Annotated in this window: 26 protein-coding genes; 16 read left to right on the top strand and 10 right to left on the bottom strand. The window is 70.8% G+C overall.

What is annotated here, in order from left to right; translation table 11 throughout:
• The first annotated feature begins 80 nt into the window (after positions 1 to 80).
• The 4 genes from AC068Z_RS00945 to AC068Z_RS00930 all read left to right on the top strand — a co-directional run bounded on the left by AC068Z_RS00945 (position 81) and on the right by AC068Z_RS00930 (position 4,738).
• Positions 81 to 1,358 (top strand): extracellular solute-binding protein, encoded by a 1,278-nt coding sequence (locus AC068Z_RS00945; protein WP_478551047.1) that lies wholly within the window; start codon positions 81 to 83, stop codon positions 1,356 to 1,358.
• A 75-nt stretch (positions 1,359 to 1,433) separates the two neighbouring features.
• Positions 1,434 to 2,426: a carbohydrate ABC transporter permease gene (locus AC068Z_RS00940; protein ID WP_478551045.1), complete on the top strand. Its 993-nt coding sequence runs from the start codon at positions 1,434 to 1,436 to the stop codon at positions 2,424 to 2,426.
• A complete protein-coding gene (locus tag AC068Z_RS00935; protein WP_478551044.1) occupies positions 2,423 to 3,253 on the top strand; it encodes a carbohydrate ABC transporter permease in 831 nt (276 codons plus the stop codon). The genes AC068Z_RS00940 and AC068Z_RS00935 overlap by 4 nt, the downstream gene beginning before the upstream one ends.
• Before the next feature lie 9 nt (positions 3,254 to 3,262).
• Entirely contained in the window at positions 3,263 to 4,738 is a 1,476-nt protein-coding gene (locus AC068Z_RS00930; RefSeq protein ID WP_478551042.1) for a glycoside hydrolase family 3 protein, read from the top strand.
• A 63-nt stretch (positions 4,739 to 4,801) separates the two neighbouring features.
• Here the strand turns inward: AC068Z_RS00930 and nagB are convergent, their stop codons facing one another.
• Positions 4,802 to 5,587, bottom strand: a complete 786-nt coding sequence (gene nagB / locus AC068Z_RS00925) for a glucosamine-6-phosphate deaminase (protein ID WP_478551041.1) — start codon at positions 5,585 to 5,587, stop codon at positions 4,802 to 4,804.
• Between the two features lie 172 nt (positions 5,588 to 5,759).
• Positions 5,760 to 6,512, bottom strand: a complete 753-nt coding sequence (locus tag AC068Z_RS00920) for an SDR family oxidoreductase (RefSeq protein WP_478551039.1) — start codon at positions 6,510 to 6,512, stop codon at positions 5,760 to 5,762.
• A gap of 92 nt (positions 6,513 to 6,604) precedes the next feature.
• Between AC068Z_RS00920 and AC068Z_RS00915 the strand changes: the two genes are divergently transcribed.
• Both AC068Z_RS00915 and AC068Z_RS00910 read left to right on the top strand, forming a co-directional pair.
• A complete protein-coding gene (locus AC068Z_RS00915; protein WP_478551037.1) occupies positions 6,605 to 7,255 on the top strand; it encodes a TetR/AcrR family transcriptional regulator in 651 nt (216 codons plus the stop codon).
• Between the two features lie 338 nt (positions 7,256 to 7,593).
• Positions 7,594 to 9,060: a sensor histidine kinase gene (locus tag AC068Z_RS00910; RefSeq protein WP_451720366.1), complete on the top strand. Its 1,467-nt coding sequence runs from the start codon at positions 7,594 to 7,596 to the stop codon at positions 9,058 to 9,060.
• 139 nt (positions 9,061 to 9,199) lie between these two features.
• Here the strand turns inward: AC068Z_RS00910 and AC068Z_RS00905 are convergent, their stop codons facing one another.
• Positions 9,200 to 9,457: a WhiB family transcriptional regulator gene (locus AC068Z_RS00905; RefSeq protein ID WP_016639615.1), complete on the bottom strand. Its 258-nt coding sequence runs from the start codon at positions 9,455 to 9,457 to the stop codon at positions 9,200 to 9,202.
• 318 nt (positions 9,458 to 9,775) lie between these two features.
• Positions 9,776 to 10,744, bottom strand: a complete 969-nt coding sequence (locus AC068Z_RS00900) for a diacylglycerol/lipid kinase family protein (RefSeq protein WP_478551035.1) — start codon at positions 10,742 to 10,744, stop codon at positions 9,776 to 9,778.
• A gap of 166 nt (positions 10,745 to 10,910) precedes the next feature.
• Here AC068Z_RS00900 and AC068Z_RS00895 point away from each other — a divergent pair, with 166 nt between their 5' ends.
• Positions 10,911 to 11,351 carry a hypothetical protein gene (locus AC068Z_RS00895; RefSeq protein ID WP_478551033.1) on the top strand — a complete coding sequence of 147 codons (441 nt, stop codon included), beginning with the start codon at positions 10,911 to 10,913 and terminating at the stop codon, positions 11,349 to 11,351.
• A 35-nt stretch (positions 11,352 to 11,386) separates the two neighbouring features.
• On the opposite strand, the gene AC068Z_RS00890 is transcribed toward AC068Z_RS00895, so the two are convergent.
• The 3 genes from AC068Z_RS00890 to AC068Z_RS00880 form a co-directional block, all read right to left on the bottom strand.
• Positions 11,387 to 12,472, bottom strand: a complete 1,086-nt coding sequence (locus AC068Z_RS00890) for an RNA polymerase sigma factor SigF (protein ID WP_478551031.1) — start codon at positions 12,470 to 12,472, stop codon at positions 11,387 to 11,389.
• 17 nt (positions 12,473 to 12,489) lie between these two features.
• Complete coding sequence (locus AC068Z_RS00885; RefSeq protein WP_004925829.1) at positions 12,490 to 12,903, bottom strand: ATP-binding protein; 414 nt, start codon at positions 12,901 to 12,903, stop codon at positions 12,490 to 12,492.
• A 259-nt stretch (positions 12,904 to 13,162) separates the two neighbouring features.
• Positions 13,163 to 13,423, bottom strand: a complete 261-nt coding sequence (locus AC068Z_RS00880) for a UBP-type zinc finger domain-containing protein (RefSeq protein ID WP_478551030.1) — start codon at positions 13,421 to 13,423, stop codon at positions 13,163 to 13,165.
• An 86-nt stretch (positions 13,424 to 13,509) separates the two neighbouring features.
• Here AC068Z_RS00880 and AC068Z_RS00875 point away from each other — a divergent pair, with 86 nt between their 5' ends.
• On the top strand, positions 13,510 to 15,105 hold the full coding sequence (locus AC068Z_RS00875) for a Na+/H+ antiporter (RefSeq protein ID WP_478551028.1): 1,596 nt from the start codon (positions 13,510 to 13,512) through the stop codon (positions 15,103 to 15,105).
• A 15-nt stretch (positions 15,106 to 15,120) separates the two neighbouring features.
• Here the strand turns inward: AC068Z_RS00875 and AC068Z_RS00870 are convergent, their stop codons facing one another.
• The gene (locus AC068Z_RS00870) at positions 15,121 to 16,014 is read right to left on the bottom strand and encodes a 1-aminocyclopropane-1-carboxylate deaminase/D-cysteine desulfhydrase (RefSeq protein WP_478551027.1); all 894 of its coding nucleotides are present in this window, start codon (positions 16,012 to 16,014) and stop codon (positions 15,121 to 15,123) included.
• 309 nt (positions 16,015 to 16,323) lie between these two features.
• On the opposite strand from AC068Z_RS00870, the gene AC068Z_RS00865 reads away from it, so the two are divergent.
• The 8 genes from AC068Z_RS00865 (at position 16,324) to AC068Z_RS00830 (ending at position 23,142) form a co-directional block, all read left to right on the top strand.
• Positions 16,324 to 17,730 carry a family 2B encapsulin nanocompartment shell protein gene (locus AC068Z_RS00865; protein WP_478551025.1) on the top strand — a complete coding sequence of 469 codons (1,407 nt, stop codon included), beginning with the start codon at positions 16,324 to 16,326 and terminating at the stop codon, positions 17,728 to 17,730.
• A gap of 64 nt (positions 17,731 to 17,794) precedes the next feature.
• Positions 17,795 to 18,961, top strand: a complete 1,167-nt coding sequence (locus AC068Z_RS00860; protein WP_478551023.1) for a family 2 encapsulin nanocompartment cargo protein polyprenyl transferase — start codon at positions 17,795 to 17,797, stop codon at positions 18,959 to 18,961.
• Between the two features lie 464 nt (positions 18,962 to 19,425).
• Positions 19,426 to 20,031 carry a GNAT family N-acetyltransferase gene (locus tag AC068Z_RS00855; protein ID WP_478551021.1) on the top strand — a complete coding sequence of 202 codons (606 nt, stop codon included), beginning with the start codon at positions 19,426 to 19,428 and terminating at the stop codon, positions 20,029 to 20,031.
• A 137-nt stretch (positions 20,032 to 20,168) separates the two neighbouring features.
• A complete protein-coding gene (locus tag AC068Z_RS00850) occupies positions 20,169 to 20,753 on the top strand; it encodes a dihydrofolate reductase family protein (RefSeq protein ID WP_478551019.1) in 585 nt (194 codons plus the stop codon).
• Between the two features lie 19 nt (positions 20,754 to 20,772).
• On the top strand, positions 20,773 to 21,078 hold the full coding sequence (locus tag AC068Z_RS00845) for a hypothetical protein (RefSeq protein WP_478551018.1): 306 nt from the start codon (positions 20,773 to 20,775) through the stop codon (positions 21,076 to 21,078).
• A gap of 94 nt (positions 21,079 to 21,172) precedes the next feature.
• Complete coding sequence (locus AC068Z_RS00840) at positions 21,173 to 21,586, top strand: YciI family protein (protein WP_478551017.1); 414 nt, start codon at positions 21,173 to 21,175, stop codon at positions 21,584 to 21,586.
• 23 nt (positions 21,587 to 21,609) lie between these two features.
• Positions 21,610 to 22,809, top strand: coding sequence for an RNA polymerase sigma factor (locus AC068Z_RS00835; protein ID WP_478551015.1), 1,200 nt, complete (start codon positions 21,610 to 21,612; stop codon positions 22,807 to 22,809).
• A 9-nt stretch (positions 22,810 to 22,818) separates the two neighbouring features.
• Positions 22,819 to 23,142, top strand: a complete 324-nt coding sequence (locus AC068Z_RS00830; protein ID WP_478551013.1) for a DUF952 domain-containing protein — start codon at positions 22,819 to 22,821, stop codon at positions 23,140 to 23,142.
• 37 nt (positions 23,143 to 23,179) lie between these two features.
• Here the strand turns inward: AC068Z_RS00830 and AC068Z_RS00825 are convergent, their stop codons facing one another.
• Both AC068Z_RS00825 and AC068Z_RS00820 read right to left on the bottom strand, forming a co-directional pair.
• On the bottom strand, positions 23,180 to 23,914 hold the full coding sequence (locus AC068Z_RS00825) for a VOC family protein (RefSeq protein WP_478551012.1): 735 nt from the start codon (positions 23,912 to 23,914) through the stop codon (positions 23,180 to 23,182).
• Between the two features lie 28 nt (positions 23,915 to 23,942).
• Positions 23,943 to 24,356, bottom strand: a complete 414-nt coding sequence (locus AC068Z_RS00820) for a VOC family protein (protein ID WP_478551011.1) — start codon at positions 24,354 to 24,356, stop codon at positions 23,943 to 23,945.
• Positions 24,357 to 24,363: the final 7 nt, after the last annotated feature.

The raw sequence follows: 24,363 nt of genomic DNA, 5'->3' as shown, positions 1-24,363 counted from the left end.
GCTCCCGGTACTGGTCTACACCATTGGTCCAGGTCCCGGCCCATGGGCAGGGGGGTGTGGGCATCCCTGAGGAGGGTGGCGTGAAGCGCAAGCTGATATCCGCGATCGGTGTCGCGGCAATGATGGTCTCCATCGCGGCGTGCGGGGGCGACGACGGCGACGAGGGCGGCAAGGCCGGCGCGGACGGTTACGCGGGCCAGACCCTCACCGTCTGGGTGATGGACGGTTCCTCCCCGGACCAGTGGCAGAAGGACGTGGCCGCCGCCTTCGAGAAGAAGACCAAGGCGAAGGTCAAGTTCGAGGTCCAGCAGTGGAACGGCATCCAGCAGAAGCTGACGACCGCCCTGTCGGAGGAGAACCCGCCGGACGTCTTCGAGATCGGCAACACCCAGACCCCGGCCTACGCCAAGACCGGCGGCCTCGCGGACCTCGCCGACCTCAAGACCGAGATCGGCGCCGACTGGACCGAGTCCCTGAACAACTCCTCGGTCTTCGAGGGCAAGCAGTACGCGGCGCCCTGGTACTTCGCCAACCGTGTCGTCCTCTACAACAAGAGCATCTGGGCCGACGCCGGCATCAAGGACACCCCCAAGACCCGGGACGAGTTCTACGACGACCTGAAGACGATCGGCGAGAAGACGGACGCCGAGCCGATCTACCTGCCCGGCCAGAACTGGTATCACTTCGTCGGCCTCACCATCGCCGAGGGCGCCGAGCTGGTGAAGAAGGACGGCGACAAGTACGTCTCCAACCTCGACGACCCCAAGGTCGCCGCCGCCATGGAGACGTACAAGAAGTTCCAGTCCCTCTCCAAGGCCCCGAAGGACAAGGACGAGGCCACCCCGCAGCAGGGTGAGGTCTTCGGCAAGGGCAAGGTCGGCGCCTTCATCGGCATGGGCTGGGAAGCCGGCATCGCCATCGAGGCCAACCCGGAGATCGAGAAGGAGATCGGCTACTTCACCATCCCGGGTGCCACGGCCGACAAGCCCGAGGGTGTCTTCCTCGGCGGCTCCAACCTCGCCGTCGCCGCGGGCAGCAAGAAGCAGGAGCTGGCCAAGGAGTTCCTGCGGATCGCCCTGAGCGACAAGTACGAGGGCCAGCTCGCCAAGGAGAACGGCGTCATCCCCAACAAGGAGGCGCTGCAGAGCAACCTCAAGGGCAACGCCGTCGCCGAGGCCGCGGCTCCGGCCGCCGCCGGTGGTGGCACGACCCCGCTGATCGCCGAGTGGGCCGCCGTCGAGAACGCCCCCAACCCGATCAAGACCTACATGACCGCCGTACTGAACGGAAAGTCCCCGGCCGAGGCCGCCGCCCAGGTCGAGGAAGAGTTCAACAAGCGCCTTTCGCAGCAGCAGTAAAGGCACCGGGCAGGGGGTCGCGTCGGCGGCCCCCCGCCCGCGTTCAGGCAGGTCTAGGAGGAAGAGAACGCGAGCATGACCGTGCAGACCGAACGGCCGCCCTCGGGCCCGACGGACGTCCGCAAGTCGGACCCCTCAGGATCAGGGCCCGCCCCGAGAGCCGCGTCCCGCCTCGGCGCGCTCGCCCCCTACCTTCTGCTGCTTCCCGCCGTCGCGGCCTCCGTGCTGCTGCTCGGCTGGCCGCTGCTGAAGGACGCGCTGCTGTCGTTCCAGAACCTCAACATGGCGCAGCTGATCCAGCACGTCACCGAGTGGAACGGCGTCGACAACTACACCGAGGTCCTCGGCAGCGAGGACTTCTGGCGCGTCACCCTGCGCTCGATCCTGTTCACGGCGGTCAACGTCGCCCTGACCATGGTCCTGGGCACCCTCGTCGGCCTGCTGCTCGCCCGCCTCGGCCGGCGGATGCGGTTCACCCTGCTGATCGGCCTGGTGCTGGCCTGGGCCATGCCCGTGGTCGCCGCCACCACCGTCTACCAGTGGCTCTTCGCCCAGCGCTTCGGCGTCGTCAACTGGGTGCTGGACAAGCTCGGCTGGCACTCGATGGCCGACTACAGCTGGACCAGCGGCCAGATGTCCACGTTCTTCGTGGTCACCATGCTGATCGTGTGGATGTCGATCCCGTTCGTGGCGATCAACCTCTACGCGGCCACCACGACCATCCCCGTAGAGCTCTACGAGGCCGCCGCGCTGGACGGCGCCGGCGCCTGGAAGAGCTTCCTGACGGTCACCTTCCCGTACCTGCGGCCCTTCCTCTACGCGACCACGTTCCTGGAGATCATCTGGATCTTCAAGGCGTTCGTGCAGGTCTACACGTTCAACCAGGGCGGCCCGGACCGGCTCACCGAGATCCTGCCCGTGTACGCCTACATCGAGGGCGTCGGCAACCAGCACTACGGCATGGGCGCGGCGATCGCCCTGCTCACCATCCTGATCCTGCTCGGCCTCACCGCCTACTACCTGCGGATCGTCCTGAAGCAAGAGAAGGAAGAGGAGGCCGGGCTGTGAAGCGCTCGCTCTTCGGCCGCATCTGGCCCAACGCCACGGCCGTCGTCCTGTTCATCGGCTTCGTCTTCCCCGTGTACTGGATGTTCGCCACGGCCTTCAAGCCGACCGGCGACATCATCTCGGAGAACCCCGTCTGGTTCCCGACCGACATCACCTTCGAGCACTTCAAGACGGCGACCGGCGTCGACAACTTCTGGACCCTGGTCACCAACTCGCTGACCGTGACGGTCTGCGCGGTCGTCTTCTCCCTGGCCATCGCGCTCGCCGGCTCCTTCGCCCTGGCGCGGATGAAGTTCAAGGGGCGGCGCGGCTTCATCATCGGCTTCATGCTGGCCCAGATGGCGCCCTGGGAGGTCATGATCATCGCGATGTACATGATCGTCCGGGACGCCGACATGCTGAACAGCCTCGTCCCGCTGACGGCCTTCTACACGATGATGATCCTCCCCTTCACCATCCTCACCCTGCGCGGCTTCGTCGCCGCCGTGCCGGCCGAGCTGGAGGAGGCGGCCATGGTCGACGGCTGCACCCGCGCCCAGGCCTTCCGCCGGGTCATCCTGCCGCTGCTCGCGCCCGGTCTGATGGCCACCTCGCTGTTCGGCTTCATCACCGCCTGGAACGAGTTCGCGCTCGTCCTGGTCCTGAACAAGGAGGCCGAGGCACAGACCCTGCCGCTGTGGCTGACCAGCTTCCGCACGGTCTTCGGCGACGACTGGGGCGCCACCATGGCGGCCTCCTCCCTCTTCGCCGTCCCCATCCTCATCCTCTTCGTCTTCCTCCAGCGCCGGGCCGTCAGCGGTCTGACCGACGGTGCCGTGAAGGGATAACGCTCACCGATGACGACATTCGCCAGCGACACCCTGACGCGGAACGCGCTGACCGTCCTCCAGCCCGGCTTCGCCGGCACCACCGCCCCCGACTGGCTGCTGCGCCGGATCGGCGAGGGCCTCGCCTCCGTCGGCCTGTTCGGCCGCAACATCGCCGGCCCCGAGCAGGTCGCCGCGCTGACCGCGCAGTTGCGCGCCGAGCGCGAGGACGTGCTCGTCGCGATCGACGAGGAGGGCGGCGACGTCACGCGCATGGAGGTGCGCACCGGCTCCTCCTTCCCGGGCAACCACGCCCTCGGTGCCGTCGACGACGTCGACCTCACCCGTGAGGTCGCCCGGGAACTCGGCCGCCGGCTCGCCGCCTGCGGGGTCAACTTCAACTGGGCCCCGTCGGCCGACGTCAACTCCAACCCGGCCAACCCGGTCATCGGCGTCCGCTCGTTCGGCGCCGACACCGACCTGGCCGCGCGGCACACGGCCGCCTACGTCACCGGCCTCCAGGCCGCGGGCGTGGCGGCCTGCACCAAGCACTTCCCCGGCCACGGCGACACCGCGATCGACTCGCACGAGGCGATGCCGCGGATCGAGGTGGGCCGCGAGGTGCTCGCCGAGCGCGAACTGGCCCCGTTCCGCGCGGCGATCGCCGCCGGCTCCCGCGCGATCATGACGGCACACATCCTGGTCCCGGCCCTGGACGCCACCCGCCCGGCCACGCTCTCCCGCCCGATCCTCAGCGACCTGCTGCGCGGCGAACTCGGCTACGACGGCCTCATCGTCACCGACGGCATGGAGATGCAGGCCATCGCCGCCACCTACGGCATCGAACGCGGCAGCGTCCTGGCCCTCGCGGCGGGCGCGGACGCGATCTGCGTGGGCGGCGGCCTGAACGACGAGCAGACGGTACGGCGCCTGCGCGACGCCCTGATCACCGCGGTCCGCACCGGCGAACTCGCCGAGGAGCGCCTCGCGGACGCCGCCGAACGCGTGCGCGCCCTGGCCCGCTGGACGGTGAGCGCGACCCCGGCGCAGGACACGGCGCCCTCGGACATCGGCCTGGTGGCGGCGCGCCGAGCCCTGCGGGTGACGGCGACCGAGGCCCACACCCCGCTGACCGAGCCCCCTTACGTCGCAGCCCTCACCCCGGTCGCGAACATCGCGGTGGGCGACGAGACCCCCTGGGGCGTGGCGGCCGAACTGGCGGAACTGCTCCCCGGCACCCAATCGGCCACCTGGACCGACGAATCCGCGGCCCGGGCCGCCCTGGACGCGGCAGGCACCCGCCGCATCGTGGTGGTGGTCCGCGACGAGCACCGCCACGAGTGGATGGCGAAGACCCTGGACACCGTCCTGTCGGAACGCCCCGACACCATCGTGGTCGAGATGGGCGTCCCGCAGTCCGCCCCCCGAGGCGCCCTCCACATAGCGACCCACGGAGCGGCAAGGGTCTGCGGCAGGGCGGCGGCGGAGGTCATCGCCGGGAAGTAGGACGTACGACGACGAAGGCGCCGGTCCCAGGCGGGGGACCGGCGCCTCGTGCGGCTCGGAGGGCTAGATCCCCTGCCAGGCGGGCTTGTTGGCGTAGGTGTGCCGGAAGTAGTCCGCGAGCTTCAGCTTGGAAGCCGCCGCCTCGTCCACGACGACCGTCGCATGCGGATGCAACTGCAACGCCGACGCCGGACACACCGCCGCGACGGGCCCCTCGACGGTCGCCGCGACCGCGTCGGCCTTCCCCTCGCCGGTGGCGAGGAGCACCAGATGCCGGGCCTCCAGAATGGTGCCGATCCCCTGAGTGATCACGTGGTGCGGCACCTGCGCGATGTCCCCGTCGAAGAAGCGCGCGTTGTCCACCCGGGTCTGCTCGGTCAGCGTCTTGATCCGCGTACGGGACGCGAGGGAGGAACAGGGCTCGTTGAACCCGATGTGCCCGTCCGTGCCGATCCCGAGCAGCTGGAGGTCCACGCCCCCGGCCTCCGCCAGCGCCGTGTCGTACGCCTCGCAGGCCGCCTGGACGTCCTCGGCCGTGCCGTCCGGCCCCATGAACGCGTCCATCCCGATCCCGAGCGGCTCCAGCACCTCGCGCCGCAGCACCGAGCGGTACGACTCCGGGTGCTCGGTCGGCAGCCCCACGTACTCGTCGAGCTGGGCGATCCGCGCCCGTGAGGCGTCCACGGCACCGGAGCGCACCTTGGCGGCCAGCGCCTCGTAGATGGGCAGCGGGGTCGAGCCGGTGGCCACGCCGAGCACGGCGTCGGGCCTGCGCCGCAGGAGCTGTGCCATGGCCTCGGCGATGAGCTCGCCGCCCGCCTGGGCGTCCGGAACGATGACAACTTCCACGCTGGGCCTGCCGATCTGAAGAGGGGACTCAACCGGTTCCCGAAGGGGCTATGTGGTTTAGACCAATCTAACAGAGGAGGGCTCGCGCTCCCAGGCGAACACGGGGCCGGAACCGTCGCCGAAGCCGACGCGGAAACCCGCACCGACGCCGGGATCCACGCCGGACGAGGACCTACTGAAGGCTCAGCAGCGAGCCCCCCGTCGCGTCCACGTGCTGCCCGGTCACCCAGCGGGAGTCGGGGGAGGCGAGGAAGGCCACCACGTCGGCGACCTCGGCCGCCGTCCCCACCCGGCCGAACACGGAGAGCGCCTCGGCGTGCGCCCGGATTCCCGGATCTGCCAGGACCGCGCTGGTGAGGTCGGTGTCGATGAACCCGGGCGCGACGGAGTTGGCGGTGATCCCGCGCGGCGCCAGCTCGACGGCGAGGGAACGGGTCAGCGCCGTGACCGCGCCCTTGGCCATGTGCGTGGCGGCGATGCCGGGTATACCGGCGTCCGTGGCCGCCGTGACGTTGATGATCCGGCCGTGGTCGCGCAGTCGGCCGAGCCCCTGCCGGACGATGAAGAACGGTGCCTTGGCGTTGAGCGCGTGCGCGCGGTCGTAGAGCTCCTCGTCGGTCTCCCCGATGGTCGCGAAGGTGGCCGCGCCCGCGTTGTTGACCAGGATGTCCACCCCGTCCGCCTGCCGGTCGAAGGCCTCCCAGAGGGTCCGCGCGTCGCCCGGCACCCCCAGCTCGGCCCGGACGGCGAAGGCGCTCCCGCCCGCCGCCTCGATCCCCGCGACCGTGTCCTCCGCCGCCGCCTCGCTGCTGCCCCAGTGCACGGCGACCCGCGCCCCGTCCCGCGCCAGCCGCTCGGCCACCGCCCGTCCGATCCCCCTGCTCGCCCCCGTGACCAGCGCCGTCCTGCCCGTGAGCACACCCATGCCACACCCCCGCATTTGTTTATCGAGCGCTACAGAAAGAACGTACAACAACGCCGGGAAGTTTCTCTAGTGCTCGCTATAAAATGCACTCCATGGTGAGCACCGAGGATCCGGGGACCGCAGCGCAGCGCCCCGCCGCCGCACGTCGTGGCCGTCCCCGCTCCTTCGACCGGGAGACCGCGCTGGAGAAGGCGATCATGGCCTTCTGGGAGCACGGCTACGAGGCCACGTCCGTCTCCGACCTCACCCGGATCATGGGCATCGGCGCCCCGAGCCTGTACGCGGCCTTCGGCGACAAGCGGGCCCTGTTCGACGAGGCCGTGGACGCGTACGGCAAGCGCTACGCGGCCTTCGGTGACCGCGCCCTGGCCGAGGAGCCCACCGCGCGCTCGGCCGTGGAGCGCATCCTGCGCGAGGCCGCCGTCCGGTACACCGCCCCCGGCCGCCCGCCCGGCTGCCTCTACGCCCACGCGGCCACCAACTGCACCAGCCCAGAGGTGGGGGAAGCGCTGCGGGACCGGCGCAATGCCACCATCGCCGCCGTCGAGAGCCGGATCCGCGCGGACATCGCCGCAGGTGAACTCCCCGCCGACACCGACGCCGGCGCACTCGCCCGGCACACCGGCGCCATCGTCCACGGCATGTCCCAACAGGCGCGCGACGGCGCGAGCCGCGCGGAGCTGGAGGCGCTCGCCGAAATTGCCCTGTCCATCTGGCCCCGCGCGGGAACCCGCGCGGGTTAGGCTGCGTGCTGAACAAACACCTCACCGCACATGGACACACCGAGTGGTCTAGTCCACAATGGTGCTGCAAGTCCATGTGCTACGAGGACGCCAGACTTCCGCCTTCCCCGCACAGGAGGGCGGACCGAGGAACCGAGGCTCTCTGCCCTGACTGCCCCGGCTCCTCATCCTTCGGCCGACCGGGACCGCACACCCCACGGCCGATATTGCTCCGGGCTGCGGTGCCGGGAGGGTTGAGGGTCCCTCCCAGGCGCCGCGGCCCGCGGGTGTTTCCGGGCCACCGCAGGTGTATTTAGGTCACCCACATACCCCCAGGTACGCTCACACACGTGCCCTCCATGAACGAGCTGGTCCACCAGCACACCGCCCTCGACGAGTCCGACCTCGAGTGGCTCCATCTGCTGGTCTCGGAGTGGCAGCTGCTCTCCGACCTCTCCTTCGCCGACCTCGTTCTGTGGGTCCCCACCCGGGACGGCACCCGCTATGTGTCGGTGGCCCAGATGCGCCCCAACACCGGCCCCACCTCCTACCAGGACGACATGGTCGGCCACCTCGTCCCGCGCGGCCGCCGCCCGATGCTGGACGCCGCGCTCGACGAGGGCCGCATCGTGCGCGAGGGCGACCCGGAGTGGCGCGAGGAGGTCCCGGTCCGGGTCGAGTCGATTCCGGTACGACGGGACGGACGCGTCCTCGGAGTCATCGCGCGCAACACCAACCTGCTGACCGTGCGCACCCCGAGCCGGCTCGAACTGACGTATCTGCAAAGCGCCTCGGACCTCGCGCAGATGATCGCGGCCGGCTCCTTCCCGTTCGCGAACCAGCAGGTCGACATGGACGCCTCGCCGCGCGTCGGCGACGGACTGATCCGCCTCGACGCGGACGGCACCGTCCAGTACGCCTCCCCGAACGCCCTGTCCGCCTACCACCGGCTCGGCCTCGCCGCCGACCTCGTCGGCCACCACCTGGGCAAGACCACCGCCGAACTCGCCCCGACCCACGGGCCGGTGGACGAGGCGCTCGCCAAGGTGGCCAGCGGCTGGGCGCCCCGGGAGTTCGAGATCGAGTCGGACGACGGGGTCATCCAGTTCCGGGCGATCCCGCTCAAGCCCAAGGGCACGCGCATCGGTTCGCTCGTCCTGCTCCGGGACGTCACCGAACTGCGCCGCCGGGAACGCGAGTTGATCACCAAGGACGCCACCATCCGGGAGATCCACCACCGGGTGAAGAACAACCTCCAGACGGTCGCCGCCCTGCTGCGCCTCCAAGCCCGGCGCATCGAGTCGGACCGCGGCCGGGAGGCCTTGGAGGAGGCAGTGCGCCGGGTCGGCTCGATCGCGATCGTGCACGAGACGCTCTCCCAGAACCTCGACGAGCGCGTGGAGTTCGACGAGATCGCCGACCGGGTGCTGGCGATGGTCGCCGAGATCTCACCCGGCAAGGTCACCGGCCGGCGCACGGGCCGGTTCGGCATCCTCGACGCCGAGGTCGCCACCCCGCTCTCGATGGTGCTGACCGAGGTGCTCCAGAACGCCCTGGAGCACGGCTTCCGGCAGGGCGAGACCGGCACGGTCGAGGTCTCCGCGGTCCGTGGCGGCACCACCAAGGAGGCCCGTCTCCTGGTCACCGTCCAGGACGACGGCGTAGGACTGCCCGAGGGATTCGACCCGCACACCGCCGGAAATCTGGGTCTGCAGATCGTACGGACCCTGGTGGAAGGGGAGTTGGGCGGCACGTTCGACATGGTCCCGGCGCCGGAGCGCGGGACGCAGGTCGTCCTCGACATTCCGGTGCGGGCGCAGAAGTAAAGCAATGAGCCCCGGACCATCGAGTGGTCCGGGGCTAAAGCTCGTTGCTATGCGCATCGGGGGTACTGCGCGCTGCGGCTCGGGGGCGGGAGATGCGTACTCGCTGTACGCGCCGCCAAGCTCAAGCGGGGTGGGTGTGTCAGGCGGAGGCCTGACGGGCCCGGTTGCGGGCGGCACGGCGCTTCATCGCGCGACGCTCGTCCTCGCTGAGACCACCCCAGACGCCGGAGTCCTGACCGGACTCGAGCGCCCACTGCAGGCACTGCTCCATAACCGGGCAGCGACGGCAGACGGCCTTGGCTTCCTCGATCTGCAGCAGCGCAGGACCGGTGTTGCCGATGGGGAAGAAGAGCTCGGGGTCTTCCTCGCGGCAAACGGCGTTGTGACGCCAGTCCATGGCTGCTACCTCTCCTTGTATGACATGCAGGTTGCTTGTGAATGTGAACGCTTTCACGAATCCCTCAACAAGTGAAGGGCCGACCGTCAGGTTTCCCTGGCGTGGTCCTGGGTTTTGAAGAGGGGTTCCGGTGATCTGTGGAGCCGGTGTTGCGGGCTGTCCCGATCGCCACGTAGAGACTCGCAAACCTCAGCGGCGGATACAACCCCTTCCGGAAAGTTTTTTTTGATTCCTCGGTGTCGACTAGGTCACAGCCGTACTTCCATGGGGTGGACCCTGGTCTAAACGTTCGAGTGAAAGGACTTTAGCCCCTTCTGCTCACACAATCACACGCAGTGCACGGCGTACGCCTGTGAACGTCACGCTCGTGCGCAGCCCCAGGTGGTCACCGTCCATCTGGAGGGGCAGCGGGGCCTTCGAATGCAAGGTGAACTGGTCAAGGTCGTGCAGCGAGGTGGCGTGCTTGCCGTGGGGGCCCCGCTCGGGGGACGAAGTGAGCAACTGGGTCGCATACCGGGCAACCGACACCGTGGACATACGGCTGAGGCCGAGTACGTCGAGGCCCGTATCGAACGAGGCCTTAGGCGACGCGTACACCGGGCGATTGCCCAGATACGTCCATGGAGCGGTGTTGCAGACTATGGAAAGCACCAAATCGGTCACCGGTTCGGCGCCCGGCCGCTCCAGCGTGATCGTGCCGTGTCGGCGATTGGGCTCCTGGAGGAACTGGCGCAGGGCCTGGCGCATGTAGAGGGCGTGTGTGGACCTCTTGCCCCGCTCGCGCTGCTGTTCGACCCGGCCGACGACACCCGCGTCGAAGCCGAGCCCGGCGCAGAAGGTGAACCATCTCGCCGGCACCCCTTCGTCCTCGGTCCCCGGCGTGCCCGCGGCGATGCCCATGCCGACCGTCCGCTCACTGCCCTCGCGCAGCGCGTCCAGCAGGGCGCCGGTCGCCTCGACCGCGTCATTGGGCAGACCCAGGGCGCGGGCGAAGACATTGGTGGAGCCACCGGGGACCACCGCGAGGCGCGGCAGCCGCTCGGGGTCGGGGCCCGCGTGCAGCAGACCGTTGACCACCTCGTTGACCGTGCCGTCGCCGCCGAGGGCCACCACCAGGTCGATGTCCGCGCTGTCCGCCGCCTGCCGGCCGAGGTCGCGCGCGTGGCCGCGGTACTCGGTGGTGACCGCCTCCAGCTTCATCTCACTGGCGAGCGCGTGGATCAGGACATCGCGCGTACGTGCGCTTGTGGTGGTTGCCGCCGGATTGACCACGAGAAGTGCACGCATGGACTGCAGAGTACCTACTGGGGGGTACTGGGCCCACACCGAACAGAGATCCAGTATGAGAATCGGTGCGTGAAACTCGCCACGAGTGCCCCGGCCGCGCTCCGAGTGTCCCGGCCGCGCTCCGGGCGCCCGTGGGGGCGTACCGGGCGAGGGCTACCCTTCAGGGGTGAGCGCTGAGCAGAACCCCGCCCCGGAGACCGGACCCCGCCCGCGGCGGCTGACCTACGCGGCCGGGCTCGCCGCGTTGGAGGGGCTCGCCCTGCTGGTCGGTGGGATCTGGATCCTCGTCCTGGGGCTCACCGGCGACCCGGACGACCGGCAGCAGGCCGTCACCGGCGGGGTGACGCTGGTGGTGCTCGCGCTGCTGCCGCTGCTCGCCGCCCGCGGACTGCTCGCCCGGCGCAGCTGGTCCCGGGGCCCGGCCGTGATCACTCAGATCATGGCGCTGCCGGTGGCCTACAACCTGCTCCAGGCCGACAGCATGGCCATTCCGGCCGGGATCGCCCTCGCGGTGGTGGCCGTCGCCGCGCTGGTGCTGCTGGTGAACGCCGAGACCACCCGGGCCCTCGGGATCCGGGGGCCCGGCAGCGTGCAGGACCAGAAGTAGCGTCCCGCGGCGCCCGTCAGCGTCCCGCGGCGCCGTCACTCCTCGACGAGCAGCTTCTCCCGCAGCTGGGCCAGGGTGCGCGCCAGCAGGCGCGACACGTGCATCTGCGAGATGCCGACCTCCTGCGCGATCTGCGACTGGGTCATGTTGCCGAAGAACCGCAGCAGGAGGATGCGCTTCTCGCGCGGCGGCAGATCCTCCAGCAGCGGCTTGAGGGATTCGCGGTACTCGACGCCCTCCAGCGCCTCGTCCTCCGCGCCCAGGGTGTCCGCCACGGCCGGCGACTCGTCGTCGGTGTCGGGCACGTCCAGGGACAGCGTGGAGTACGCGTTGGCGGACTCCAGGCCCTCCAGGACCTCCTCCTCCGAGATGGCCAGCTTCTCGGCGAGCTCGTGGACCGTGGGGGAGCGGCCGTGCAGCTGGGACAGCTCCGCCGTGGCCGTGGTCAGCGCCAGGCGCAGCTCCTGGAGCCGGCGCGGGACGCGCACCGCCCAGCCCTTGTCACGGAAGTGCCGCTTGATCTCGCCGACGACCGTCGGGGTCGCGTACGTGGAGAACTCCACCCCGCGGTCCGGGTCGAAGCGGTCGACCGACTTGATCAGGCCGATGGTGGCGACCTGGGTGAGGTCGTCCAGCGGCTCGCCGCGGTTGCGGAAGCGGCGGGCGAGATGCTCGACGAGCGGCAGGTGCATCCGGACCAGCCGGTTGCGCAGCTCCGCGTACTCCGGGCTGCCGTCCTGCAGCTTGCGCAGCTCGACGAACATGGCGCGCGCCCCGCTGCGGTCCTGCGGCTCGCGGTCCTGCCCTTCGTGCCGCGTGGCCGGCACCGCCTGATCGTCGTCTCGCTCGTGCTCGCTCATCGTCCCGCCCGTCGCCCTCTGTCGAGCCCTTGTCTCAGCCCGGCCGGGGGTGCCCCCGATCCGCCTCTGTCGAGGCGAGCCCTGCGCGGCGCTGTCCGGGAAACCCGCCCGCGCCGAGGCCGCGTCGTCCTCAGGGTGCGGCCTGGCCTGCTCGGGAATCCCGTCGACGCCGTCCGCCAAGTGTCGGGAACCGCCCGGAGCGACTGCCTCGTCGGCGTTCTCGGCCGGCAGCTCCCGTGTGCCGCGCTCTTCGTCCCGCACCGGCCCGTCCCCGTTCCTCACGCCGGCCCGGGTCCCGCGCCGCGCTGTTTGTAGAGGCTGATCGAAACGGTTTTGTCCTCGTCCACGGCGGAGGAGACCTTGCCCGCGAGGGCGGACAGCACGGTCCAGGCGAAGGTGTCCCGTGACGGTGCGTGACCATCAGTGGTCGGCGCCGAGACGGTGACCTCCAGCGAGTCGTCGACGAGCCGGAAGACACAGCTGAGCACCGAGCCGGGCACGGCCTGCTGAAGCAGGATCGCGCAGGCCTCGTCCACCGCGATGCGCAGATCCTCGATCTCGTCGAGGGTGAAGTCCAAACGGGCCGCGAGTCCGGCGGTGGCCGTACGCAGCACCGACAGGTAGGCACCCGCGGCCGGCAGCCGGACTTCCACGAAGTCCTGGGTCGCGGGCTCGCCTGCGATCTGGGACACCCTCACCTCCAAGGTGGTACAAGCTTTACGGGGCCGAGGGTCGCCCCCCGGGGTAACGCGATGAGTGGTTCAGCGGTGACGCTATCGCGCTCCGAACTGTCCTGTCCCCGGGACCCCAACCCCCTGCTGTCACTCATAGTAAACCTTCGGATACGCTCCGTGGCTAGGGGTTCGGCGGGCCCAAATGGGAAGAGCGCGCGCCGGGTTGACGTACCCACGCGTCAGACGGTCGAACCGTCCGGATCCGCAGTGGCGCCGGTCACACCAGGACGTGATCCACGAAGCACCACCGCCAGCTCTCGCCGGGCTCGAAGGTCCGCATCACCGGATGCCCGGAATCCTTGTGATGTTCGGTCGCGTGCCGTCCCGGCGATGAGTCGCAGCAGCCGACGTGACCACAGATGAGGCACAGCCGAAGCTGTACCGGATGACCGCCGTCCGCCAGGCACTCCAGACACGTCTCGCTCAGCGGGTCGGGCTCCGGGTGCGGCAGCACGTCGGCATGCGTGCACTGTTTCATGATTGCCAGGTTACGACGGCCGCGTGGAAGGCCGCGCGGAAAAACGAGGGTGGGCGAACGGCGATGAGTGAGGGCGGGCGAGATCCATGGACGTGATGCCGCTGCTGTTGTTGGTGGCGGGCAGCGCCGCGGTCGCCGCGGCCGCGAGACGCACCCCGGTGCCCGCGCCCCTGCTGCTGGTCGCGGCGGGCCTCGCCGTGTCGTACGTGCCCGGCGTGCCCGAGTACACGCTCGACCCGCACATCGTGCTGCCGCTCATCCTGCCGCCGCTGCTGCACACGGCGGCCACCGACAGCTCCTATCTCGACCTGCGCGCGCAACTGCGGCCCGTCGCGCTGCTGTCGGTCGGGTACGTGCTCTTCGCGACCTTCGTGGTGGGCTGGGCCGCGTACATGATCGTGCCGGGCCTGCCGCTGACGGCGGCGCTGGTGCTGGGCGCGGTGGTCGCGCCGCCCGACGCGGTCGCCGCCACGGCCGTCGCCCGCCGCGTGGGGCTGCCGTCGAGGGTCACGACGATCCTCCAGGGCGAGTCCCTGGTGAACGACGCGACCGCGATCACCGCCTACCGGGTGGCCCTCGCGGCGGCCGTCGGCGAGGGCGCCACCTGGGCCGGCGGGATCGGCGAGTTCCTGCTCGCGGCCTTCGGCGGCATCGGCATCGGGCTGCTGCTGATGGTGCCGATCCACTGGCTGCGCACCCATCTCAAGGAGGCGCTGCTGCAGAACACGCTGTCGCTTCTCATCCCGTTCGTCGCCTACGCGGTCGCCGAACAGGTGCACGCCTCCGGTGTCCTCGCGGTCGTGGTCGTCGCGCTCTGGCTGGGACACCGCGCGTGGGAGGTCGATTTCGCGACCCGCCTCCAGGAAGAGGCCGTGTGGAAGATGGTCGCCTTCGTCCTGGAGTCGGCGGTCTTCGCGCTCATCGGACTCCAGCTGCCGGTGGTCCTCAAGGGCCTCGGGGAGTACGAGGGAGGCCGCGCCGCCTGGTACGCGATCGCCGTGTTCCTGGTGGTCGTCGTCTCGCGGTTCGTGTGGGTCTATCCGGCGACGTTCCTGCCGCGCATCCTGTCGGCGCGGATCAGGGAACGGGAGCCGAACCCGACCTGGAAGGGGCCGTTCATCATCTCCTGGGCCGGGATGCGCGGGGTGGTCTCCCTGGCCATCGCCTTCTCCATCCCGCTCACCGTGCACGGCGGCGAGGAGTTCCCCGAGCGCAATCTGATCCTCTTCCTGACCTTCACCACGGTCATCGGGACCCTCGTCGTCCAGGGCGTCACCCTGCCGCCGCTGATCCGCTTGCTGAAGCTGCCGGGACGCGACGTGCAGGCCGAGACCCTCGCCGAGGCCAACGCCCAGGCACAGGCCTCCCGGGCCGCCGAACGTCGCCTGGACGACCTCCTGTCCGACGAGCGCAACGCGCTGCCGGCGCCGCTCGCCGACCGTCTCCGCACGGTCCTGGAACGTCGCCGCAACGCCGTCTGGGAACGCCTCGGCCAGGTCAACCCGGTCACCGGGGAGACGGTGGACGACACCTACCGGCGGCTGTCCCGCGAAATGATCGGCGCCGAGCGCGAGGTGTTCGTCAAGCTCCGGGACGGCCGCTACATCGACGACGAGATGCTCCGCACCCTGCTGCGCCGCCTGGACCTGGAGGAGGCGGCCGCGTTCCGGGAGGCGGCGTGAGCGGCGTCGGCCGCCTCACGGGAACGGGCGGCCGGTGACGACGGCCGCGATCGTCGTCCCGCGCGGGAAGGCGCCCTCGTCCGCGAGGGCGACGAGTCCGTACAGCAACTTGGCGACGTACAGCCGCTCGACGGGCACGCCGTGCCGCTGCTCGAAGTCCTCGGCGAAGGCTTCCAGTGCGGGAGTGGTACGGGCGTAGCCGCCGAAGTGGAAGCGGTCGTCCAGGGTCCAGGTGCCGCGGGGGCCGCCGAAGGCCCGGCGCTGCAGCGCCTCTATGTCGTCAGCCAGGAAGCCGCCCCGCAGCACGGGAATGCCGAGGGCCCGCTGGCCGGGGGCGAGACCGGCGGCGAGGCCGGCGAGGGTGCCGCCGGTGCCGCAGGGGAGGGCGACGACGTCGGCGTGGCCGCGCAGCTCCCGGCCGAGGTCCTGGCAGCCGCGCACGGCGAGGGCGTTGCTGCCGCCCTCCGGGACGACATGGGCGTCCTCGGCGCCGGCGGCGCGGAGAACGGCGGCCAGGGTGGCGGGTTCGGTTTTGCGGCGGTACGTCGACCTGTCGATGAAGTGCAGGCGCATGCCGTCGGCCGTGCAGCGGGCGAGGGAGGGGTTGAGGGGGCGGTCGGCCAGTTCCTGACCGCGGACCACACCGACGGTCTCCAGACCGAGGAGGCGGCCCGCGGCGGCCGTGGCGCGCAGATGGTTGGAGTACGCGCCGCCGAAGGTGAGGACGGTCCGGCCGGCCGCCGCGGTGAGGTTGGGGGCAAGTTTTCGCCACTTGTTGCCGATGAGCTCCGGATGGATCAGATCGTCCCGCTTGAGCAGCAGCCGGACGCCGGAGCGGGCGAAACGGTCGTCGACGACCTCCCGGAGCGGCGAGGGAAGCCGGGGCTGGAGGGCGTCGAGGCTGGTCACCGAACCATTGTCGCCCGGCGTCGAGGTGGCGTCGCCGCTGGTCGGATCAGTTCAGCCGACCCGCGATCCGATCCCTCATCGAGGCCATCGTGAAGCCGCCGAGAGCGTTCGTACAGCGTGCGAGCGGTTCCGGCCAACAAGCGGAATCGGCGTGGCGGGCCGGGGACGCCCATGTGCCCAGACCCTCCGTGATCCATTCCCGCTCTTTCGTGTAATAGCACCGGCACGCTCCGTGAGGAAGGCTTGGCCGTGCGAATCGATGCCCGGCGCAAAAGCGGTGCCGGTGCATGACCGGGAGGGCAATTCCTTATGTCGGTAGGCGAAGAGATCCGCACTGACGAGAGCAGGCCGCAGCAGAGCCTCGGTACTGCCGCCGCGCGGAACCTGGCCACCACGACCAAGTCCGCACCCCAGATGCAGGAGATCAGCTCGCGCTGGCTGCTGCGCATGCTGCCGTGGGTGAACGTGCAGGGTGGCACATACCGAGTGAACCGCCGCCTCAGCTACGCCGTCGGGGACGGCCGTATCACCTTCGTCAAGACCGGTGACCGAGTCGAGGTCATCCCCGCGGAGCTGGGCGAACTGCCCGCGCTGCGTACGTACGAGGACCAGGACGTGCTCGCCGAACTCGCCCAGCGCTGTGAGCAGCGGGAGCTCGCCGCGGGCGAGGTGCTCGCCTCCTTCGGCAGCCCCGCCGACGAGGTCTATCTGCTGGCGCACGGACGCGTGGAGAAGGTCGGCACCGGCCCCTACGGCGACGACGAGTCCCTCGGTGTGGCCGCCGACGGCGCCTACCTCGGCGAGCAGGCGCTGCTCGCCGAGGATGCCATCTGGGAGTACACCGTCCGCACGGTCACCGCCTGCACGGTGCTCGTCCTGTCCCGCCAGGACGTCGAGCAGGTCTCGGAGCGCGCCGACTCCCTGCGCGACCATCTCCAGGAGCAGCGCTCGATCCCCGCCCAGCGCGGCAACAAGTACGGCGAGAAGGAGATCGACCTCGCCGCCGGCCACAGCGGCGAGCCGGACATCCCGCACACCTTCGTCGACTACGAGGCACGCCCCCGCGAGTACGAACTGAGCATCGCCCAGACCGTGCTGCGGATCCACTCGCGCGTGGCCGACCTCTACAACCAGCCGATGAACCAGACCGAGCAGCAGCTGCGGCTGACGGTCGAGGCGCTCAAGGAGCGCCAGGAGCACGAGCTCGTCAACAACCGCGAGTTCGGGCTGCTCAACAACTGCGAGTACGACCAGCGGATCCAGCCGCACGACGGCGTGCCCGGACCGGACGACATGGACGAGCTGCTCAGCAGGCGCCGCGGCACCAAGCTGTTCCTCGCCCACCCGCGCGCGATCGCCGCGTTCGGTCGTGAGCTCAACAAGCGCGGACTCGTCCCCGAGACCATCGACATGGCCGGTAACCGGATCCCCACCTGGCGCGGGGTGCCGATCTTCCCGTGCAACAAGATCCCGGTCTCCGACGCCCGTACGACCTCGATCATCGCCATGCGTACGGGCGAGGCCGAGCAGGGGGTCATCGGGCTTCAGCAGTCCGGGATCCCCGACGAGATCGAGCCGAGCCTGTCGGTGCGGTTCATGGGCATCAACGAACAGGCGATCATCAAGTACCTGGTGACCGCCTACTACTCGGCCGCGGTCCTCGTGCCGGACGCCCTCGGCGTGCTGGAGAACGTCGAGATCGGGCGCTGGCGGTGATCCACCCCCGGCCACGCGGTGTTCCCGCCCTCCGGGGCGGGTACATCCTGGGGGTACGCGCCCCGTGGGCGGGTTCATGACGGACACGGCTCAGCCGCGGCAACTCCCCCTGGGGAGGCGGCGAGCGACCGAGACGCGTGAAAGGCGGAGGCCCATCGGGACCCAGACACACGCCGGACCGGGTTCGCTCGACGGGCAGGAGGCGATGGCGATCCTGGAGCGCGCACGGGGGGCCGTCGACCCCGAACTGCGCGCCGCCATCGACTCGTTGCCCGTCGGCATGCGTCGAGTCGCGCTGTACCACTTCGGGTGGCAGCACGCGGACGGCTCACCCGCCGCGGGCAGCGCCGGCAAGGCGATCCGCCCCGCGCTCGTCCTCACCGCGGCCGAGGCGCTCGGCGGTCCGGCTGCTCGCAGGGCCGCCGTACGGGCCGCGGCGGCGGTGGAGTTGGTCCACAACTTCACGTTGCTGCACGACGACGTGATGGACCGGGACCCCACCAGGCGGCACCGGCCCACCGCCTGGACCGTGTTCGGCGACCCGGACGCGATCCTCGTCGGGGACGCCCTCCAGGCGCTCGCCCTGCGACTGCTCGCCGAGGATCCGCATCCCGCGGCCGCCGCGGCCACCGCCCGGCTCACGGCGTGCGTCGTCGAACTGTGCGAGGGCCAGCACGCGGACACGGCCCTGGAGACACGCCCCTGCGCCGACATCGGCCTCGACGAGACGCTCGCCATGGCCGAGGCCAAGACGGGGGCACTGCTGGGCTGCGCCTGCGCCGTCGGCGCGCTGTACGCGGGCGCGGCGGTGGAGGACGTCGAGGCGATGGACGCCTTCGGGCGGGAGGCCGGGCTCGCCTTCCAGCTCATCGACGACGTGATCGGCATATGGGGCGACCCCCGGCGCACGGGCAAGCCGGCCGGCGCGGACCTGGCCGCCCGCAAGAAGTCGCTGCCGGTCGTCGCCGCGCTCACCTCCGGCACCCCGGCGGCGGCGGAGCTGGCCGAGCTGTACGAAGTGCCGTACGGCAAGGGCGGGATGACGGCGGAGGAGGAGACCGCGCGCACGGCACTCGCCGTGGAACAGGCGGGCGGACGGGACTGGGCGCAGGTCCAGGCCGCCGACCGAATGGCCCGCGCGATGCAGGAACTGGCCCGAGCGATCCCCGAGCCGGAGGCGGCGGGCGGCCTGCTGGCCCTGGCCGAGTTCGTCACCCGCCGCACCACTTGAAGCCCAGAGCAGCACCTGAAGCCCAGAGCACCACTCCAAGACCCGCGCATCAGCTGAAGCCCAGCGCGTCACCTGAAGCCCCGAGCATCACTCTAAGCACCGCGCGTCAGGTGAAGCCCAGGCCTCACCTGACGACCTGCGCATCACCCGAAGCACCGCGCGTCACCTGAAGCCCAGCGCCTCACCTGACGACCCGCGCACCACTCGAAGACCAGAGCACCACTCGAAGACCCACGCACCACCCAAAGACCCGCGCACCACCCGAAGGCCCCGGACCGGTGGCCGTGCGGCTCCTGACCCCGCACGGTCGCCGGTTCCGGTTCGGTGGGTCCCGCACATCCCCACGGTGTGCGGGGCTCACGGGTGTCCGCGACGGGACCGAATCCCGTCAATGTTCGGCCGCCCCCGCCACGCCACCCCCAACCCCCTTACGATCAAGGCCGATTGCGACGGAGGGGCGGAACATGGGTGTGGCGATCCGGACGGCGACCGCGGCGGACCGGGACTTGGTGGTGCGGCTGCTGGACGAGGCCTTCCAGGACGATCCCGTCAGCGGCTGGGTCTTCCCCGGCACCGAGTACCGCAGGGCGACCCACCACCGGCTGATGGCGGCCTTCACCGACATCGTGCTGGCCGACGGCCGCGTCGACGTGACCGCGGACGGCTCGGCCTGCGCACTGTGGCTGCCGACGCCCGCCGGGGACGGGGACCACGACGCCGACGACGACGGGGCCGCCCAGGTCCGCGAGGCGGTGGACCCGGCGAACGAACGCGTCGAGCTGATAGCCAGGCTCACCGCCGAGATCCACCCAGCCGACCGCGCCCACGAGTACCTGTGGATGATCGGCGTCTCCCCCGACCGGCAGGGCGAGGGCCTCGGCACCGCGCTCATCGGCGCCGTACTCGACCGCTGCGACAGCGACGGCGTCCCCGCGTACCTGGAGGCGAGCAGCGCCCGCAGCCGCCGGCTGTACGAGCGCCTCGGCTTCGCGCTGCACGGCGGTCCCCTCGACCTGCCCGACGGCCCACAGATGTTCCCGATGTGGCGGGAGCCGCAGGCCATGCGCTGAGCCGCAGGCTGTGTGCTGAGCCGTAGCGGAATTAGCCCTCTCACTTACAGCCCGATCCCGATATGGGCTTGCAACCACTACAAGTGAAGTACTACAACTGAAGCACTTCACTTCGCAGCCCACGGAAAGAGACCCGCTTGCGCAAGCTCACGTACTTCATCGCCTGCTCCATCGACGGCTTCATCGGGGACCCCGACGGCGACGCCACGTCGATGTTCGCCTACCTGGACGAGGAGTTCCTCGGCTATCTCGCGTCGACCTGGCCCGACACCATCCCCGCCCAGGGCCGGGAGCAGCTCGGCCTGAAGGGCGCCGAGAACCTGCACTTCGACTCGGTGATCCAGGGCCGCGGCAGCTACCAGCTCGCCCTCGACCTGGGCGAGACCAGCCCGTACGGCCATCTGCGCGAGTTCGTCGCCTCGCGCACCCTCGGGCCCTCCCCGGACCCGAACGTCACCGTGCTCGACGGCGACCTGGTCGCCCGGGTCCGTGAGCTGAAGGCCGAGGACAGCGAGCTCGGCATCTGGCTCTGCGGCGGCTCCCAGGTCGCGGGCGAACTGCTCGACGAGATCGACGAGCTGGTGATCAAGACCTACCCGCAGGTGTACGGCGCGGGCATGCCGATGTTCGGCGCCGGCTTCACCGTCACCGACTTCACCCTGGAGAACGTACGGACGTTCGGTAACGGAGTGCTGGTCCGCACCTACGCACGGAAGCGCTGACCGGCCTACCCTGGATGGCATGGACAGCGAAGAACACGCCTGTCCCGTCTGCGGACAGTCCGTCGAAACGGTCGTCCGGCGTCATAAGACGCTGGGCGCGTGGGTACCGCGCTGGGTGTCCGGCCCCTGCCGCAACCCCAAGTGCGAGGCCTTCGTCATGCAGGGCGCCGAGGAAGAGACCCAGGAGCACCACCCGCACCACCACCACCGGCGCCGCCGCCACCACGATCTTCATACGGAGCCCGGAGGCCAGGAGGAACCCGGGCGTCGGGAGGAACCCGGGCGTCGGGAGGAGCCCGAGGAACCCGCCGCGAGCAATTCCTGAAACTCCGACCCGAACCATGTCGAGAACACGGGCCCGGCTCCGACGTCCCCTGTGAGAGCCGCCCGAACGGCGGCGCGAGACGAAGGAGCCAGTCATGAAGTACCTGGTCATGGTGCAGGGCAGCCAGGTCGACTACGAGGCCATGAAGGGCCGGGCGTCCGAGAACTCCCCGGCGTGGACCGAGCAGGACGTCCAGGCGATGTTCGCGTTCATGGGCAAGCTCAACGACGAGCTGGCCGAGAGCGGCGAGATGATCGACGCCCAGGGGCTGACCGAGCCCGCCCGGGCCCGGCACGTCGGCCTCGGCACGGACGGCAAGCCCGTCATCACCGATGGCCCGTACGGCGAGACCAAGGAGCTGCTGGCCGGCTACTGGGTCCTGGACTGCGCGAGCCTGGAGCGCGTCACCGAGATCGCCGCCCGGGTCCTGGAGTGCCCCCAGCCCGAGGGCGCCCCGGTCTACCCGGTCGTCATCCGGCCGATCGGCGAGGACGCCGGGGACGTCTGAGCCCGGCGAACGACACGACTCCCGTGAGCGACACCGTCGAGGACCTGCTGCGCCGTAACGCGCCGCAGGTCCTCGGCGCGCTCGTGCGGCGGTACGGCCATTTCGACGCCGCCGAGGACGCCGTACAGGAGGCGCTGCTCGCCGCGGCCGGGCGGTGGCCGTCGGCCGGGGTGCCGGACAATCCGCGCGGCTGGCTCATCCGGGTGGCCTCGCGGAAGCTGGTCGACGCGCTGCGGGCGGAGGACGCCCGGCGGGCGCGGGAGGAGCGGGCCGTGGCCCTCGGCGAGCGTCTCGCCTCCGGTGCCGACCGGGCTCCCCGTGAGGACGACAGCCTGTCCCTGCTGTTCCTGTGCTGCCATCCCGATCTGACCGCGCCCGCGCAGGTCGCGCTGACCCTGCGCGCGGTCGGCGGTCTGACCACGGCGGAGATCGCCCGCGCGTACCTGGTGCCCGAGGCCACCATGGCCCAGCGCATCAGCCGGGCCAAGCAGAAGGTGCGCGGGGTGAGCTTCGGGCGCCCCGACAACTGGGCCGAGCGGCTGCCCGCCGTGCTGCACACCCTCTACCTGATCTTCAACGAGGGCTATACGGCGACCTCGGGCCGGAGCCTGCAGCGCCGCGAGCTCGCGGGCGAGGCGATCCGGCTGGCCCGGATGGTCCACCGGCTGCTCCCCGACACCGGCGAGGTGGCCGGGCTGCTCGCGCTGATGCTGCTCACCGACGCCCGCCGGGACGCCCGCACCGGCCCGCACGGCGACCTCGTGCCCCTCGACGAACAGGACCGCGAGCGCTGGGACAAGGCCGCGATCGAGGAGGGCGTCGCGCTGGTCACCCGGGCGCTCGGCTCGGGCCCGGCGGGGCCGTACCAGCTCCGCGCGGCCATCGCCGCCGTGCACGACGAGGCGCCGACCGCGGACGCCACGGACTGGCGGGAGATCCTCGGCCTGTACGACGTCCTGGTGGGCCTCGTGCCCGGTCCCGTGGAGCGCCTGAACCGGGCGGTCGCCGTCGCCATGGTGCGCGGACCGGAGGCGGGGCTCGCCGAGGTGGACGCGCTGGCGGGGGAGTTGGGGCACCGCCGGGACGCCGTACGGGCGCATCTGCTGGAGCGTGCCGGGGCCCACGAGGAGGCCCGGGCCGCCTACGAGTCGGCGGCCGCGCAGACCATGAGCCTGCCGGAGCAGCGGTATTTGCGGGGGCGGGCGGCGCGGCTGACGCCGTAACGTGAACGCATGAGCGAGCCGATCCTGCACCTCACCCGACGCTCCCAGTGGGACGCGGCCCGGGCCGCGGGCACCTACGAGATCTCCACGCGCGGGAGGACCCTCCAGGAGGAGGGGTTCATCCATTGCTCGACGCGCGTCCAGCTCCCGCGCGTCGCGGCGGCCGTCTTCAGTGATCTGGACGATCTCGTGGTCCTCGTCGTGGACCCCGGCCGCCTCGACGCGCCCGTGCGCTACGAGGCGGCCGAGCCCGGCGGCGAGGAGTTCCCGCATGTGTACGGGCCGGTCCCGGTGGACGCTGTGGTCGGGGTGGAGCCCTGGGTCTGGCGCTAAGCCCCCTCGTCCCGGCCTAGCCCCCCCTCGTCCCGGCCTAGGTTGGCAGGCCGCCCGTGTGCGGGTCCCGTCCGGTCAGGCAGTACACGCCGCCCGCCGGGTCGCGCATCACGAGCCAGTGGCCGCCGCGGCGCACGAGCGTGGCGCCGAGCTCCTCGTGGGCCGACCGGGTCGCCTCCAGGTCCGCGCAGGCCAGGTCCAGGTGGGCCGAGGCCGGACGCTCCTCGCCGAGCCGCTGGATCAGGACGCGGACGGGCAGCTGGGGCGGCGGCTTGACCACGTGGAACTCCGGGAGGGAACCCGGCGCCGACTCCCACTCCGGCAACAGGGCGCTCCAGAAGGCGACTTCGGCGTCGTAGCGCGACGGCGGGGTGTCGAGGCAGACCTGGTCGAGGCGGGTGCCGCGCACCACGGGCGGCCGTACCGTCTCCCCGGCCCAGGGCACCGCGCAGAACAACTGCCCGGCCGGGGAGCGCAGTACGGCCCAGCCGTCGTGCTCGGCGACCTGTTCCGCGCCGGTGCGCAGCGCCCGCTCCACGAAGTCCGGCACGTCCTCGACGACGAAGTCCAGATGGGCCCCGCCGTCCCCCTCGGCGACCCCCTGGACCTTGACGGAGGGATCACCCGACTTGGGCAGCAGGGTCACGAACTCGCCCTGGTCGCCCCGGAGTCCGGACAGGCCGGTGTTCGTGACGGCGGTCCAGAAGTCGCAGGCGGGGCCGAAGACGGCGGCCGGCCGGTCGACGAAGGCGTACGTCCAGCGGATGGTCATGGACGCGATCGTAGATCAGTTGACTGGTTCAGCTGTTCGGTTCCATGAACCGCAGCATGTTCCCCGCGGGGTCCCGGAACGCGCAGTCGCGCATGCCGTACGGCTGGTCCATCGGCTCCTGGATGACGTCGGCGCCGGCTTCCCGTACCCGGGCGAAGAGGGCGTCGCAGTCGTCGGTGGTGAAGTTGACCCCGTGCAGTACACCCTTGGCGAGCAGGCCCGCCATGGCCTCCCGGTCGGCGGGGGAGATGTTCGGGTCCGCGCCCGGCGGCTCCAGGACGATGTCCACGTCGGGCTGGGCCGGCGAACCCACGGTCACCCAGCGCATGCCCTCGAACCCGACGTCGTTGCGGACCTCCATGCCCAGGACGTCCCGGTAGAAGGCGATCGCCTTGTCGTGGTCGTCGACGGCGAGGAAACAGTTCTTGAGCTTGATGTCCATGGCAGCA

It is taken from the genome of Streptomyces sp. NPDC043726, assembly GCF_056436565.1.
This window is presented reverse-complemented; position numbering and strand designations above follow the sequence as displayed.

Bases quoted from the DNA above. Each gene is read 5' to 3' on its own strand.
- AC068Z_RS00940 (WP_478551045.1), top strand. From the start codon at position 1,434: ATGACCGTGCAGACCGAACGGCCGCCCTCGGGCCCGACGGACGTCCGC.
- AC068Z_RS00930 (WP_478551042.1), top strand. From the start codon at position 3,263: ATGACGACATTCGCCAGCGACACCCTGACGCGGAACGCGCTGACCGTC.
- AC068Z_RS00920 (WP_478551039.1), bottom strand. From the start codon at position 6,512: ATGGGTGTGCTCACGGGCAGGACGGCGCTGGTCACGGGGGCGAGCAGG.
- AC068Z_RS00915 (WP_478551037.1), top strand. From the start codon at position 6,605: ATGGTGAGCACCGAGGATCCGGGGACCGCAGCGCAGCGCCCCGCCGCC.
- AC068Z_RS00910 (WP_451720366.1), top strand. From the start codon at position 7,594: ATGAACGAGCTGGTCCACCAGCACACCGCCCTCGACGAGTCCGACCTC.
- AC068Z_RS00905 (WP_016639615.1), bottom strand. From the start codon at position 9,457: ATGGACTGGCGTCACAACGCCGTTTGCCGCGAGGAAGACCCCGAGCTC.
- AC068Z_RS00900 (WP_478551035.1), bottom strand. From the start codon at position 10,744: ATGCGTGCACTTCTCGTGGTCAATCCGGCGGCAACCACCACAAGCGCA.
- AC068Z_RS00880 (WP_478551030.1), bottom strand. From the start codon at position 13,423: ATGAAACAGTGCACGCATGCCGACGTGCTGCCGCACCCGGAGCCCGAC.
- AC068Z_RS00875 (WP_478551028.1), top strand. From the start codon at position 13,510: ATGGACGTGATGCCGCTGCTGTTGTTGGTGGCGGGCAGCGCCGCGGTC.
- AC068Z_RS00865 (WP_478551025.1), top strand. From the start codon at position 16,324: ATGTCGGTAGGCGAAGAGATCCGCACTGACGAGAGCAGGCCGCAGCAG.
- AC068Z_RS00855 (WP_478551021.1), top strand. From the start codon at position 19,426: ATGGGTGTGGCGATCCGGACGGCGACCGCGGCGGACCGGGACTTGGTG.
- AC068Z_RS00845 (WP_478551018.1), top strand. From the start codon at position 20,773: ATGGACAGCGAAGAACACGCCTGTCCCGTCTGCGGACAGTCCGTCGAA.
- AC068Z_RS00840 (WP_478551017.1), top strand. From the start codon at position 21,173: ATGAAGTACCTGGTCATGGTGCAGGGCAGCCAGGTCGACTACGAGGCC.
- AC068Z_RS00830 (WP_478551013.1), top strand. From the start codon at position 22,819: ATGAGCGAGCCGATCCTGCACCTCACCCGACGCTCCCAGTGGGACGCG.
- AC068Z_RS00825 (WP_478551012.1), bottom strand. From the start codon at position 23,914: ATGACCATCCGCTGGACGTACGCCTTCGTCGACCGGCCGGCCGCCGTC.
- AC068Z_RS00820 (WP_478551011.1), bottom strand. From the start codon at position 24,356: ATGGACATCAAGCTCAAGAACTGTTTCCTCGCCGTCGACGACCACGAC.